Source organism: Serratia sp. 22264 (assembly GCF_052045345.1).
GTDB classification, from domain to species: Bacteria; Pseudomonadota; Gammaproteobacteria; order Enterobacterales; family Enterobacteriaceae; genus Serratia; species Serratia plymuthica.
In genome coordinates, this window is sequence record NZ_JBQEOY010000004.1 from 92,129 (window position 1) to 105,768 (window position 13,640).

At 56.0% G+C, this 13,640-nt stretch carries 15 protein-coding genes and 1 tRNA gene; 12 read left to right on the forward strand and 4 right to left on the reverse strand.

All coding sequences use genetic code 11. The annotated features are described in order from the left end of the window. Position 1: 1 nt before the first annotated feature. Positions 2 to 1,153, reverse strand: coding sequence for a porin (locus ACTJJ1_RS16230; protein ID WP_004947541.1), 1,152 nt, complete (start codon positions 1,151 to 1,153; stop codon positions 2 to 4). Between the two features lie 424 nt (positions 1,154 to 1,577). On the opposite strand from ACTJJ1_RS16230, the gene ACTJJ1_RS16235 reads away from it, so the two are divergent. Further along, positions 1,578 to 1,868, forward strand: coding sequence for a hypothetical protein (locus ACTJJ1_RS16235; protein ID WP_208905156.1), 291 nt, complete (start codon positions 1,578 to 1,580; stop codon positions 1,866 to 1,868). A 95-nt stretch (positions 1,869 to 1,963) separates the two neighbouring features. Next, positions 1,964 to 2,887 (forward strand): DMT family transporter, encoded by a 924-nt coding sequence (locus ACTJJ1_RS16240; protein WP_440834637.1) that lies wholly within the window; start codon positions 1,964 to 1,966, stop codon positions 2,885 to 2,887. Between the two features lie 337 nt (positions 2,888 to 3,224). On the opposite strand, the gene dsdC is transcribed toward ACTJJ1_RS16240, so the two are convergent. From dsdC to ACTJJ1_RS16255, 3 genes are all read right to left on the reverse strand, one after another. After that, entirely contained in the window at positions 3,225 to 4,154 is a 930-nt protein-coding gene (gene dsdC, locus ACTJJ1_RS16245; RefSeq protein ID WP_004947531.1) for a DNA-binding transcriptional regulator DsdC, read from the reverse strand. A gap of 225 nt (positions 4,155 to 4,379) precedes the next feature. Next, positions 4,380 to 4,454 (reverse strand) — tRNA-Arg (locus ACTJJ1_RS16250). A 129-nt stretch (positions 4,455 to 4,583) separates the two neighbouring features. After that, positions 4,584 to 5,513 carry a formate/nitrite transporter family protein gene (locus ACTJJ1_RS16255; protein WP_110605858.1) on the reverse strand — a complete coding sequence of 310 codons (930 nt, stop codon included), beginning with the start codon at positions 5,511 to 5,513 and terminating at the stop codon, positions 4,584 to 4,586. A gap of 253 nt (positions 5,514 to 5,766) precedes the next feature. Here ACTJJ1_RS16255 and ccmA point away from each other — a divergent pair, with 253 nt between their 5' ends. The 10 genes from ccmA to mlaA all read left to right on the forward strand — a co-directional run bounded on the left by ccmA (position 5,767) and on the right by mlaA (position 13,613). Further along, positions 5,767 to 6,387: a cytochrome c biogenesis heme-transporting ATPase CcmA gene (gene ccmA / locus ACTJJ1_RS16260; RefSeq protein ID WP_004947526.1), complete on the forward strand. Its 621-nt coding sequence runs from the start codon at positions 5,767 to 5,769 to the stop codon at positions 6,385 to 6,387. After that, entirely contained in the window at positions 6,387 to 7,046 is a 660-nt protein-coding gene (ccmB, locus tag ACTJJ1_RS16265) for a heme exporter protein CcmB (RefSeq protein WP_004947525.1), read from the forward strand. Before ccmA ends, ccmB begins: the two co-directional genes overlap by 1 nt. Positions 7,047 to 7,164: 118 nt before the next feature. Then, complete coding sequence (locus tag ACTJJ1_RS16270) at positions 7,165 to 7,902, forward strand: heme ABC transporter permease (protein WP_013813954.1); 738 nt, start codon at positions 7,165 to 7,167, stop codon at positions 7,900 to 7,902. Next, positions 7,899 to 8,135, forward strand: coding sequence for a heme exporter protein CcmD (gene ccmD / locus ACTJJ1_RS16275; protein ID WP_004947521.1), 237 nt, complete (start codon positions 7,899 to 7,901; stop codon positions 8,133 to 8,135). Before ACTJJ1_RS16270 ends, ccmD begins: the two co-directional genes overlap by 4 nt. Continuing rightward, on the forward strand, positions 8,132 to 8,626 hold the full coding sequence (ccmE, locus tag ACTJJ1_RS16280) for a cytochrome c maturation protein CcmE (RefSeq protein ID WP_004947520.1): 495 nt from the start codon (positions 8,132 to 8,134) through the stop codon (positions 8,624 to 8,626). Before ccmD ends, ccmE begins: the two co-directional genes overlap by 4 nt. Next, positions 8,623 to 10,593, forward strand: a complete 1,971-nt coding sequence (locus ACTJJ1_RS16285; protein WP_004947518.1) for a heme lyase CcmF/NrfE family subunit — start codon at positions 8,623 to 8,625, stop codon at positions 10,591 to 10,593. Before ccmE ends, ACTJJ1_RS16285 begins: the two co-directional genes overlap by 4 nt. Further along, positions 10,590 to 11,141 (forward strand): DsbE family thiol:disulfide interchange protein, encoded by a 552-nt coding sequence (locus ACTJJ1_RS16290; protein ID WP_440834483.1) that lies wholly within the window; start codon positions 10,590 to 10,592, stop codon positions 11,139 to 11,141. The genes ACTJJ1_RS16285 and ACTJJ1_RS16290 overlap by 4 nt, the downstream gene beginning before the upstream one ends. Next, complete coding sequence (locus ACTJJ1_RS16295) at positions 11,138 to 11,605, forward strand: cytochrome c-type biogenesis protein (RefSeq protein ID WP_004947513.1); 468 nt, start codon at positions 11,138 to 11,140, stop codon at positions 11,603 to 11,605. The genes ACTJJ1_RS16290 and ACTJJ1_RS16295 overlap by 4 nt, the downstream gene beginning before the upstream one ends. Beyond that, the gene (ccmI, locus tag ACTJJ1_RS16300; protein ID WP_122289598.1) at positions 11,605 to 12,816 is read left to right on the forward strand and encodes a c-type cytochrome biogenesis protein CcmI; all 1,212 of its coding nucleotides are present in this window, start codon (positions 11,605 to 11,607) and stop codon (positions 12,814 to 12,816) included. Before ACTJJ1_RS16295 ends, ccmI begins: the two co-directional genes overlap by 1 nt. 35 nt (positions 12,817 to 12,851) lie before the next feature. Beyond that, positions 12,852 to 13,613: a phospholipid-binding lipoprotein MlaA gene (gene mlaA / locus ACTJJ1_RS16305; protein WP_004947508.1), complete on the forward strand. Its 762-nt coding sequence runs from the start codon at positions 12,852 to 12,854 to the stop codon at positions 13,611 to 13,613. The last annotated feature ends 27 nt before the right edge of the window (positions 13,614 to 13,640 follow it).

Genomic DNA, 13,640 nt, shown 5'->3' on the forward strand with positions numbered 1-13,640 from the left:
ATCAGAAATCGTAGCGCAAGCGCACCAACGTCATATCACCGAGGTTATCGGTACTTGAAGTCAGCACGTGTTCCACATCGACGCGGAAACCGTAATCAAACTGCACCGTAACGCCCAGGCCGTTATCGATACGCTGATAGTTGCGACCGCTCACATACTCCAGACGATCGCCCATAAAGTAAGGCATTACGGATTTCACCGCATATTGGCCCACCGGCACGGTGTAACCGGCCAGATACTCGATACCCCAGGCGTCGCCGGCGAAGTAGTTGTCAACGTCGGCTTTTTTGGTGGTCAGGAAGTTGTTGTACCAGCCGCCGCCAAAGGTCAGGGTCCAGCTGTCCGGCTTCCAGCTCAGCGCGGTGCCCACAATGTTCTGATCATAGTCTTTCGAGCCGCTGGTGGAAGGGTTACGCATTTCGGCGCGAGTATAGTTCCACGCGGTGCCCCAGGTCAGATCCGGCGTCAGGTGGTAATCCACGCCCAGCGAACCGCCGCCTTTGCGCTTGTAGCGCAGGCCATTGCCCGGCAGATAGTCGTTATCGCTGAACAGGTAAGAGGCGTAAACGTCCGCATCGCCAAAGGTGTTTTTGTACTTCAGCATTTTGCGCGAACGGTAAGATCCGTCGTAGTCGCCGTTGATGCCGTTGCCCGGTGCCTGGGCCAGCATGTCGTAATCCCAGATATCGGTTTTGGCGCCCACCACGTCGTAATACACGCTGTTTTGCTGGCCAAAGGTCAGTTGCCCCCAGGTTTTGCTTTTCAGACCGGTGTACAACATGCGGCGGCTGGTGTTATTGGCGCCGTCGGCATAGTGGTGATCCCAGTCGAACAGGGCAGGGATATTCACCCCCAGCTCGTAGTAGCTGATCCAACTGATGTCGTCGAACAGATAGTAGTCCGCGGCAAAGCGGAAACGGGTACCGCCGTCGAAGCCGTTGCGTTTATAGGAGCCTTTATCGCCATCGCCGGTCATGTTGTTGAACTGTGGGCGGATGCTGCCGCCGACGGTAAAGTTTAGGCGGCTCAGCGGATCGCCCGCCTGAGGATCCTGCTTGAGAAGGGTGATTTCAGCCTGGGCAGCGAAAGAGGCGGTGCCCATCACCAGCCCCAAAGCGACTGCCCGAGTCAATGCGCGCAATGTGAAAGTCATGTGTTGTTATCCCTGTTATTGATTGCCAACATCACCGACGCACCGGCATCGGTGATTTGCCCAGGTTTTTTCTGAGCGTTTTCATTGTTTTTTGGCGTGGTTGAAGCGAAGCGCATATGTAACACGATGTGCATCACAAAAAGTTACTTTTCTTGCTAATTATTTGATTGAATATTAATCGTTGACGGTAAAGAGGGCGGCGGGGCCTGACGCGGGGTCATGCTCAGCGTAGTGGCTAAGCCATGACGACAATACTCGGATGAACTCAGCTAACGCATAGCCTTATATTTTTCACTTGTCAGTGAATGGCCGATGCCGTGTAATTTAATCGACATGATGGCATTAAATAAGCCGACGGGTAGCGGAATTAATTTTTCCTATATCGGTAATATGGATTGGATTAATAAGGGGTCTGGAGATGACTGTGAAAGCTTTTTTGGCGTTATTTATTGGTTTGTTTTCATTGCCGCTGATGGCGGCGGAGTCGCACGTATGCCAGTCTCAAGCTTATGATTATGCTAGCATTGGCAAGCTCAGGTTGAGTGACGATACGGTATTTACCTGCCGTGATGTCGGCCGTGTCACTATTCCTGATTTGGCGAAGCGGGGTTGGAAGGTTATTCATGTGGCGCAACAAACCGAATATACCGGCGATACCGATAGCGATAGTGAAGTGATTAAGATGTACCAAGAAATAGTGGTTTATAAAGAGTAGCCTTTAAATATTCCTGCGGTTTTATTCTCCATCATCGCTCTTATTCGCGGCGAGGGATAATTGTATTTTGAGCAGAGCGGTTTGCAGGAGGTATGATGATTTCCAGAAACAACATAGACAGCAAAGCGGCTACCGCCATGACGCTGATATGCGCCATATGGGGGCTGCAACAGGTCGCGATCAAGGCGGCCGAGCCGGACATCTCCGCCGTACTGCAAATCGCCGTCAGGTCAGGCGTAGCCGCTTTGGCGGTCTACCTTTTGGCGCGTTACAAAAGGGAAAGGTTCGTATTCGATCGCCCCACGTTGTTAGCCGGTTTGGGCGTTGGCTTATTGTTCGCGTTAGAGTTCTTTTTCGTCTCTGAAGGTTTACGTTATACCAGCGCGTCGCATATGGCGGTCTTTTTATACACTGCTCCCTTATTCTCCGCCATCGGGCTGCATTTTTTTATCCGGCACGAGCGCTTGTCGGCCGTGCAGTGGGCCGGTATTACTCTGGCCTTTGGCGGCGTGGTGCTCGCCATCTCGGGGATGGGCGACAGCTCGGGCGGTGAGGCGCAGCTCCGTGGCGACATTTATGGCCTGTTGGCGGGCATGTCCTGGGGCGGCTCGACGATAGTCATTCGCACCACGCGCCTGGCGAACTGTTCGTCCAAACAGACGCTGTTGTTCCAACTGACTGGGGCCTGCCTGTTGTTATCTCTGCTGGCGATGACGATGGAGAACCTTCATTTCAATCTGAGCTCTATGGCCTGGACCAGCCTGATATTCCAAACGGTTGTCGTCTCTTTTCTCAGCTATCTGATTTGGTTTTCTCTGCTGCGTGATTATCAGGCCTCTTCGTTGGGCATTCTGACCTTTATGACCCCCATTTTTGGCATTTTGGCCGGTGTGGTGATTTTGGGTGAACCGCTGCAAATTGAATTTGTACTGGGTTCTGTACTGATCGTCTTCGGGCTTATTGTCGTAAGCTGTTCTTATTTATTTTATGTCAATAGAGGAGTTGCACCAAAAATATAATCCATGGATGTTAATATTCATAACTACCAAATAAGCTGTGAAAGCCAATTCACCCTCACCGTACAAATATCCAGGTATGCCTGGGGGTATCCTTTAATAACGCTCTACGATAATGGTGATTTTTCTGTGGTGAAAAGCACCAGACGGATGCGGTTATCCAATCAGATACCGGTTGAAGTCATCACCTTTGCTAATAACTATGCTGTGGCCTGGGATAATAGCCGCAAGCATATTTATTATTCAAAGGCCGGAAGGTTATATAACTGCGCGCTGGATTTCTCTTATACCCCAAAGAAATGGCGCTGATTTTAAGAAAACCAGCCAATGCCTCCGGCCATCAGGCCAGAGGCGCTATCTTCATCAACCACTCTTTGAACGCGAGGATCTTCGGCCACTGGCGTTCGGAGATGGTCGACATAAAATAGCAGTGTTCGCAAGGCAAGGTCATGTTGCTGAACGGGATAATCAGTTCGCCGCTTTTGATCCAGTCTTGCACCAGATTAAGCCGCCCCATGGCGACGCCGAGGTGTTTGGTCGCCGCCAGCACGGCCAGATCCGAGCGATCGAACTCCATGCTTTTGCTTTCAGTATCCAACGCCAAATCAAAATGTTGCGACCAGGTCAACCATTCGTCTTCGCCGGAGTTGTACCTGTCATGCAGCAGCGTGCAGCGTGCCAGGTTTTCCGGTGCGTCGTAGAGGTTATGTGCCTTGGCGTACTGCGGAGTACAGATCGGGACTATAGATTCCTGCATAAAAGCTTCGTCTATTTGTTTCCCGGACGGCAACTTGCCAAAGTACATGGCTAAATCAACGCCCCGATTGGCCAGGCTGATGATCTCCTGCCCGGTGACTATGCTTAAATGAATGGTGGGATGCTGGGCAATAAAATCGCCGATCCGCGGTATCAACAAGCACTGCACGATGGAAGGGTGCGAATAAATAGTCAGGTTGCCCGTCAACTCACGATTTTTAATATCAAGAATTTCCTGATTCAACGTATCGAAGGAGCGGCTTAATGCCCATTGCATGCGCTCGCCTTCCGGTGTTAGCGTAATTCTGCGATGGAAGCGTTGAAATAAAAGAAAACCCAACTCTTTTTCTAACAGATTAATTCTGTGGCTCACTGCGCTGGGTGTAATAGACAGTTCTTCCGCCGCCAGTGAAAAGGATAAGTTGCGGGCGACGCATTCAAAAGTATGCAGGCGTGAAAATTGATAGCTGGTCAGCGGGCTTGCGCGTTGAAAATATTTTTTGTCGGGGAACATGTCATGCCTCCATGCTTATAATTAAACAATTTTAGCATTTAATTTAACGGGGCTGAAACGCGATTTCTATTATTTACAAATAACGGCTGAGATTAATGACGTTATCTGGCTGACCGAGCGGGTCATTAGGCTGAGGTTCAGGATTCGCTATTAAATATGGGCCAGGCATCTTGTTGAGTACCGAGAGAAGGGGGCGATGTCGTAAAGGTGTTTTTTGTGTGGCGATGGTGTCCCCGACTGGAATCGAACCAGTAACTAGCCCTTAGGAGGGGCTTGTTATATCCGTTTAACTACGGGGACCCTGCGGGCCGGCAACCTGAGCTGCCGGGGCAGTATACCTTTTTTTACCCGCAGAATAAGCGCTTAGCGGTGCGTTTGCTCATTCCCTCGCCAATATGCGGTGAATTTTGTATGTAGCCCCGGCTGCGATCACGGTTTTTTCGCCTTGGCGGCCCCTTTTTCCGCCTCCAGCTTCGCCGCCTTGTTTTTAACGCTCATATCGTTACGGATCTGCGCGTGGCTGATGAGCGCGAATATAAAGGTGCCGCCGATAATGTTGCCCGCCAGCGTCGGAATGGCGAACGGATAGAAAAATTCCTGCCAGGGGAGAGCGCCGCTAAACACCAGATACAGGATCTCGACCGAGCCGACCACGATGTGGGTCAGGTCGCAGATCGCCACCAGATAGGTCATCAGCACAATTATCCAAATCTTGGCCGCCCCGGCGGAGGGGAACATCCACACCATGGTGGCGATGATCCAGCCCGCCAGAATACCGTTGGCGAACATTTCTGACGGCGAGTTTTTCATCACCTCTTCCGACAGGCTGACGAAGGCGCTGCGGGTATTGTCGTCGAAAATCGGCATATGGATAAACGCCAGCGACGCCAGCCCGGTGCCAATCAGGTTACCGAGCAGCACCACGCCCCACAGGCGGAACAGGATCAGGAAGTTTCTCGGCGTCGGTTTGTGCATGATCGGCAGCACGGCGGTGACGGTGTTTTCGGTAAACAGTTGTTGGCGGGCCATAATCACAATGATAAAGCCGAAGGTGTAGCCAATATTCTCGATAAAGAAACGGCTGGGCTCGTCCGGCAGGCGGGCGTGAAAAATGCCTTTCGCCACCAGTGACGCGCCCATCGACAGCCCGGCGGCCACGGCGGACCACAGCAGCGCTACCCAGTCGCGTTCCAGCTCTTTTTCGCCTTCCATACGGATAAGCTCATGCACCGCCGCCGCGCGTGAGGGCAGGTTCTCTTCCTTTACCTCGATTTCCGACTTGCCCTGTTCGTGTTCTTTGCTTTCTACTTTTAGAGGATCATCGGCATTCGCTGTTGTGCGGGATTGTTCGTCGCTCATTATTTGCTCTCTCCATCAGATGTCGCCAGGGCCACTCATCAAGCGTAGTTGGCTCACGGGCGGCGCGACAGAAATGCGTAAAATGACGGAAAAAAGTAACAAGAGTTTAACGCCGTCGGTTTTTCCTACGCATTATTGATCTGGGCCGTCATATTACCCCTATTGGAGTAGCCGAGCGGCCGGTGGCGGGCTGCGTGCCGCAGGCGCCTTATGCTATGATTCGCTATCCCAAAGAAAAATATGAGTTCTCCCGATGCTGGAAGCTAAAAGTCTGAGCTGCGTCCGTGATGAACGCATCCTGTTTAGCGAGTTAAGCTTTACGGTGAAGCCGGGCGAGATTATTCAGGTGGAAGGGCCGAACGGCGCGGGCAAGACCAGCCTGTTGCGCATTCTGGCCGGGTTGGCGCAGCCGGAAAGCGGCGAAGTGTGCTGGCGTGGGCAAAATACGCTGCGCCACCGTGAGAATTATCATCAGGATCTGTTGTTCCTCGGCCATCAGCCGGGGATTAAAACCATGCTGACGCCCTTCGAGAACCTGCAATTTTACCAGGCGGTACGCGCCGCGCCCGATCGTCAGGCCATCTGGCGGGCACTGGATCTGGTGGGGTTGGTCGGTTACGAGGATTTGCCGGTGGCGCAGCTTTCCGCCGGCCAGCAGCGCCGGGTGGCGCTGGCGCGTTTATGGCTAAGTGAGAGCCCACTGTGGATCCTGGATGAACCGCTGACGGCAATAGATAAACAAGGCGTGGCTGAATTGATTAGCCTTTTTGAGCAACATGCGCAGCAAGGCGGCATGGTATTGTTGACCACGCACCAGGATCTGGCCGGCACGACGCAGGCGGTAGGTAAAATCAGCCTGGCGGAGACTCTCTGATGTTTTTGACGGTATTGCGCCGCGAGCTGAAAATTGCCTTTCGCAAAGGGTCGGAAATCGTTAACCCGCTGTGGTTCTTCCTGATCGTTATCACGTTGTTTCCGTTGGGCATTGGGCCAGAACCGCAGTTGCTGGCGCGCATTGCGCCGGGGATTATCTGGGTGGCGGCGTTGCTGGCTTCGCTGTTGTCGCTGGAGCGTTTGTTTCGCGACGATTTTCTCGATGGCTCGCTGGAGCAACTGTTGCTGTTGCCGACGCCGCTGCCGATGACGGTGTTAGGCAAAGTGTGTGCTCACTGGGTCGTGACGGGATTACCGTTGTTAATCCTGTCTCCGTTGGTGGCGCTGCTGCTGTCGCTGGATATGCAGACCTGGCTGGCGGTGGCGTTTACGCTGCTGCTGGGCACCCCGACGCTGAGCCTGGTCGGTGCCATCGGTGTGGCGCTGACCGTCGGGTTGCGCAAAGGAGGCGTGCTGCTCAGCCTGCTGGTGCTGCCGCTGTACATTCCGGTGCTGATATTTTCCACCGCCGCTATCGACGCCGCTTCCATGGGCATGCCGATAGCGGGGTATCTGGCGATTCTGGGCGCAATGCTGGCGGGCAGCATAACGCTGGCCCCCTTTGCCACCGCCGCCGCTCTGCGAGTGAGCGTGCACTAGCATCACTGATTAACATGCGGGTTAACGCCGTTAAGAGCGTGTTCCACCGCGAAAGCTATTTTCGTCGCCCCTCGATAGGGGGGCCACCTGAAAACATTTACCGTGAGCAATGACGACAATGTGGAAATGGTTACATCAATTCGCCCAGCCTGAGCGGCTGTATCGTGTCTGCGGCCGTTTTGTCCCCTGGCTGGGGCTGGCCGGCGCCCTTTGCCTGGCGATCGGCTGGGTATGGGGCTTTGGTTTTGCGCCGAAGGATTATCAACAGGGCGACAGCTTCCGCATCATGTATATCCACGTGCCGGCCGCCATGTGGTCAATGGGCATCTACGCTTCGATGGCGGTGGCGGCGTTTATCGGCCTGGTGTGGCAGATGAAAATGTCCGATTCCGTGGTGGCGGCGATGGCGCCGGTCGGCGCGGTGTTTACCTTTATCGCGCTGGTCACGGGGGCCGCCTGGGGTAAACCTATGTGGGGCACCTGGTGGGTGTGGGACGCGCGTCTGACCTCTGAACTGGTGCTGCTGTTCCTTTATATGGGCATTATTGCGCTGTATAACGCCTTTGAAGACCGCCGCCTGGCCGGCCGCGCCGCCGGTATTCTGGTGTTGGTGGGGGTGGTGAATATCCCGATTATTCATTTCTCTGTCGAATGGTGGAACACGCTGCATCAGGGTTCCACCAATATGCAACAGAGCATCGCGCCCAGCATGCGCACCCCGTTGCGTTGGGCGATCCTCGGCTATCTGCTGTTCTTCATCACGCTGACCCTGATGCGGTTGCGCAATCTGATCCTGGCCCAGGAGCGTCAGCGCCCGTGGGTTGCCGGGCTGGTCAACAAGGAGCGCCAACCATGAATGCCGCATTTACCTCCTGGTCGGCGTTTTTCGCCATGGGCGGCTACGCCTTTTACGTTTGGCTGGCGGTGGCCGTCACGCTGTTGTCGTTGCTGGGCCTGGTGGCTCACACCTGCTGGCAGCGCAGGCAACTGCTGGATGAAGTCAGCCGTCGTCAGGCGCGCGAACGACGCATTCGTCAGTCGCAGCAATCGAAACAAAAATCCGCCGATCCGCGGGAGAAATCATTGTGAATCCACGTCGTAAAAGCCGCCTGTATCTGGCGATTGTCGTGCTGATCGGCGTGGCGCTGACCGCTACCCTGACGCTGTACGCGCTGCGCTCCAACATCGATCTGTTTTATACCCCGAGTGAAATTCTGCAGGGCAAGGGTGAGGATCACGAAAAACCGGAGGTGGGCCAACGCCTGCGCATTGGCGGCATGGTGATGCCCGGTTCGGTGAAGCGCGATCAGAAAACGCTGCAGGTCAACTTCAAGATTTATGATGCGCGCGGCGTGATTGACGTCACCTATACCGGCATTCTGCCGGATCTGTTCCGTGAAGGGCAGGGCGTGGTGGCGCAAGGCGTGCTGGGCGAAGGTAACGTGGTCAACGCGCGTGAAGTGCTGGCGAAACACGATGAAAAATACACCCCGCCGGAAGTGGCAGATGCAATGAAAGAAAACCATAAGGGGCCGGCTTCGGCCTACACCGCCCCACAAAATGAGGGCGGCAAGTCATGATGCCGGAAACGGGAAGTTTTCTGCTGTGCCTGGCATTGGCGATTTCGCTGCTGCTGAGCATTTATCCACAGTGGGGCGCTGCGCGTCAGGATCGCCGCATGATGGCGGTGGCGCGCCCGCTGACCTACGGCATGTTCGCCGCCATTGCACTGGCGTTCATCTGCCTGGTGCACGCCTTTGTCGTGAATGATTTTACCGTGGCCTATGTGGCCGCCAACTCTAACAGCCAACTGCCGGTGTATTACCGCATCGCCGCCACCTGGGGCGCGCATGAGGGATCGCTGCTGCTGTGGGTGCTGTTGCTCAGTTGCTGGTCATTGGCGGTGGCGCTGTGCAGCCGTTCGATGCCGCAGGATGCGGTGGCGCGCGTGCTGTCGGTGATGGGCATGATCACCGCAGGCTTCCTGCTGTTTATCATCATGACCTCCAACCCGTTCACCCGCACGCTGCCGAACTTCCCGATCGACGGCAGTGACCTCAATCCGCTGCTGCAGGATATCGGCCTGATCTTCCATCCGCCGCTGTTGTACATGGGTTATGTCGGCTTCTCGGTGGCGTTTGCCTTCGCCATCGCCTCACTGATGGCCGGCCGGCTGGATACCGCCTGGGCGCGCTGGTCGCGGCCCTGGACCACGGCGGCCTGGGTGTTTCTCACCCTGGGGATCGTGCTGGGGTCCGCCTGGGCCTATTACGAACTGGGTTGGGGCGGGTGGTGGTTCTGGGATCCGGTGGAAAACGCGTCCTTTATGCCTTGGCTGGCCGGTACGGCGCTGATGCACTCGCTGGCGGTGACCGAAAAACGCGGCACCTTCAAGGCCTGGACGGTGCTGCTGGCCATTACCGCCTTCTCGCTGTGCCTGCTGGGCACCTTCCTGGTACGCTCCGGCGTGCTGGTTTCGGTGCACTCTTTTGCTTCCGACCCGGCGCGCGGCATGTTTATCCTCGCCTATCTGGTGATCGTGATCGGCGGTTCTCTGCTGCTTTACGCGGTCAAGGGCGGGCAGGTACGCAGCCGGGTGCAGCATGAAACCTTCTCGCGCGAAACCTTCCTGCTGGGCAATAACGTGCTGTTGATTGCCGCCATGCTGGTTGTGCTGCTGGGCACGTTGCTGCCGCTGGTGCACAAACAGCTGGGCCTGGGCAGTATTTCTATCGGCGAACCCTTCTTCAATACCATGTTCACCTGGCTGATGGCGCCGATGGCGCTGCTGATGGGCATCGGCCCGCTGGTACGCTGGCGTCGCGATGAACCGACCAAGCTGTGGCGCCGCTTGAGCGTGGCGCTGGCGATCACGCTGGTGCTGTCGATCCTGCTGCCGTGGCTGTTGCAAGACAGCATCGCCGGCATGACGGTGGTCGGGCTGATCATGGCGGTGTGGGTGATTATTCTGACGCTGATGGAGTTGCATGAGCGCGCTACCCATCGCCACGGTTTCTGGCGCGGCCTGAGCCACCTTTCCCGCAGCCACTGGGGCATGGTGTTGGGCCACCTCGGGGTTGCGGTGACGGTGATCGGCATTGCGTTCAGCCAGAACTACAGCGTGGAGCGCGATGTGCGCATGAAGGCCGGCGACAGCGTGGACATTCACAGCTACCACTTTGTGTTCCGCGACGTGCACGATATTCGCGGCCCGAACTACAGCGGCGGCGTCGGTATTATCGACGTCACGCGCAACGGCAAGCCGGAAGCCACGCTGCACGCGGAGAAACGTTACTACAGCGTGGCGCGCAGCATGATGACCGAAGCGGCTATCGACGGCGGTTTCAGCCGCGACCTGTATGCGGCGCTGGGGGAAGAGCTGGACGACGGCTCCTGGGCGGTGCGCCTGTATTACAAACCCTTCGTGCGCTGGATCTGGTTCGGCGGGGTATTTATGGCGATTGGTGGCATCTTGTGCATTCTCGATCCGCGCTATCGGATGAACAAAAAACTCAAGCGTGAAGGCAAGCTGGAGGAGCAGGCATGAACCGTAAGTTGCTGTTTATCCCGTTAATCCTGTTCCTGTTGCTGGTGGCGGCCTTTATGGTGCAGTTGACGCGCAATGCCGGTGGCGAGGATCCGACCCTGCTGGAGTCTGCGCTGATCGGCAAACCGGTGCCCACTTTTAAGCTGGAGTCGCTCGACCAACCCGGAAAAACGTTCGATCAGGCGGTGCTGCGTACCGGCAAGCCGATGTTGTTGAATGTTTGGGCGACCTGGTGCCCAACCTGCCGTGCCGAGCATCAATACCTCAACACCCTGGCGACGCGCGGTATCCGCGTGGTGGGGCTGAACTATAAGGACGACCGCAGCAAAGCGGTCACCTGGCTGAATTCATTGGGTAATCCCTATGCGCTCAGCCTGTATGACGGTGATGGCATGCTGGGATTGGATCTTGGCGTGTATGGCGCGCCGGAAACTTTCCTGATCGACGGGCAGGGCATTATTCGTTATCGCCATGCCGGGGATATGAATGAGCGCGTCTGGCTGCAGGAAGTGTTGCCGCTGTACAAAAAGTACGGGGGTGAAGCATGAGGCTGATTGCCCTGATGTTTGCCGCATTGCTGAGCTGGAGCGCTGCGGCGGCTATCGATACCTATAAATTCAACTCGGTTGAGCAGGAACAGCAATACCGTGAGCTGACGGAACAGCTGCGCTGCCCGAAATGCCAGAACAACAGCATCGCAGATTCCAACGCCATCATCGCCGCAGACATGCGCACCAAGGTGTACGAGCTGATGATGCAGGGGCAGAACAAACAGCAGATCATTGATTATATGGTGGCGCGCTACGGCAATTTCGTCACCTATGAACCGCCGGTGACCCCGGCGACGTTGATCCTGTGGATTGGCCCGTTGCTGTTTGTGCTGATTGGCGGTGCGGTGGTGATACTGCGCACTCGCCGCCGCCGTGCCGGCGCTGCTAACGATGAATTCTCCGAACAGGAGCAACAGCGCTTGGCGGCGCTGCTGAAAGAGACTGACAGGAAGAAACCCTAATGGCTTTTTGGCTGATTATTATTGTGCTGTTGGCCGGCGCTGCGGCGCTGCTGGTGGTGCCTGCGATGCGCCAGAGCAAGCGGGGCGCGGCCACCAGCCGCGACGCATTGAATAAGGCGCTTTATCAGGATCGCCTGCACGAGCTGGAGCAGGATGAAGCGCAGGGCGTGGTTGCCGAGCGCCCGGAGCTGATAAAAGAACTGCAACAGAACCTGCTGAACGACATTCCCGGCCAACAGGACGTGCAGACGAAACCGATCACCCGTTGGGCGCTGGTGCCTGGCGTGTTGCTGCTGGTGGTGGTTACCCTGGGGTTCTATCTGAAAACCGGAGGGTTGGCGCAGGTGATGGACTGGCAGCAGGTGCAAGCCCAAATGCCGGAGTTGCGTGCGCGCGTCGCCAATGAGCGCGCTCAGCCGCTGAGCATGGAAGAGATTGCTCGCCTTGGGCTGGGGCTGCGCACCGCGCTGCAACAAGACGATCGCAACATTAACGACTGGATGATGCTGGGCCGCGTCGGCATGGCGCTGAATAATGCCACAACGGCGACGCAGGCATTTGCTCATGCTTATCAATTGGATCCGAATAATCTGGAAGTGCGCCTCGGCTATGCGGAAGTGTTGACGCGATCCAACGATCCGGAGGATAACAAGCAAGCCACGCAGATGCTGCGCAAGATGATCGCCGACGATCATACCAATCTGCGCGTATTGAGCTTGCTGGCGTTCAATGCCTTCGAACAGGGTGATTTCAAACAGGCGATCGGCGCCTGGCAGGTGATGTTGAAACTGCTGCCGGCCAACGATCAGCGCACCGAGGTGTTAAAGCGCAGTATTGCACAAGCAAAATCACAGGCGGGCGAAGAAACTGTTAAACTGAATGTAAACGTGACGTTATCGCCCGAGGCGACTAACGCTTTACCGCAGCAGGGGACGCTGGTCATTTCGGTGACCGATGGTGCCAACCCGGTGCCGGTTGCGGTAAAACAACTGCCCTTAAGCCGTTTCCCACTGTCATTCTCTCTGGATGACAGCAACGCCATGATGCCTGAACGCCTGCTTTCGGCGCTGCATCAGGTGAAGGTGCGGGTACGGATTTCTCACGACGGTCTGGCCACGCCGCAGGCGGGCGACTGGTTTGGTGAGAGTGAGCTGCAAAATTTCAGCGGCAAAGAGCAGGTTAGCGTTCAGATTAACAAGCAGGTTCCCTGAATAAAAAGACCGAACGTGTTTTCATGGAGAAAAATATGAACTTTCGCCTGACTGGGCTGGCTTTCGCAACTGTGCTATTGGTGGGCTGTGCCAGCGCGCCGCAAGATGAACCACAAGGGCGATCCGATCCTCTGGAAGGATTTAACCGGACGATGTTCGACTTTAACTATAACGTCCTGGATCCGTACGTATTGCGCCCGGTGGCCGTGGCTTGGCGCGACTATGTGCCCATGCCGGCGCGTAACGGTTTAAGTAACTTCACGTCGAACCTGGAAGAGCCGGCCAGCATGGTCAACGCCTTCCTGAAGGGCGACCCGTATCGCGGGATGATTCACTTCAACCGCTTCTTCCTCAACACGCTGCTGGGGATGGGCGGTCTGATCGACGTGGCGGGGATGGCGAACCCGAAACTGGCGCGCGAAGAACCGAACCGTTTCGGCAGCACGCTGGGGCATTACAATGTCGGCTACGGCCCTTATGTGATGTTACCTGCCTATGGCAGCTTCACTCTGCGTGAAGATGGCGGCGATTGGGCGGATACGGTCTATCCGGTGCTGAGCTACCTGACCTTCTGGATGTCGGCGGGTAAATGGGTGGTTGAGGGGATTGAAACCCGCGCCCAACTGCTGGATTCCGACGGCCTGCTGCATAACTCTTCCGATCCTTACGTGATGGTGCGTGAAGCCTACTTCCAGCGTCACGATTTCCTGGCGAGCGGCGGTTCACTGAAGGCGGAAGAAAACCCGAACGCCAAGGCGATCCAGGGCGATCTGGACGAAATCGACTCAGCGAAATAATTCCTCGCCAAGAGAATATGAAAACCC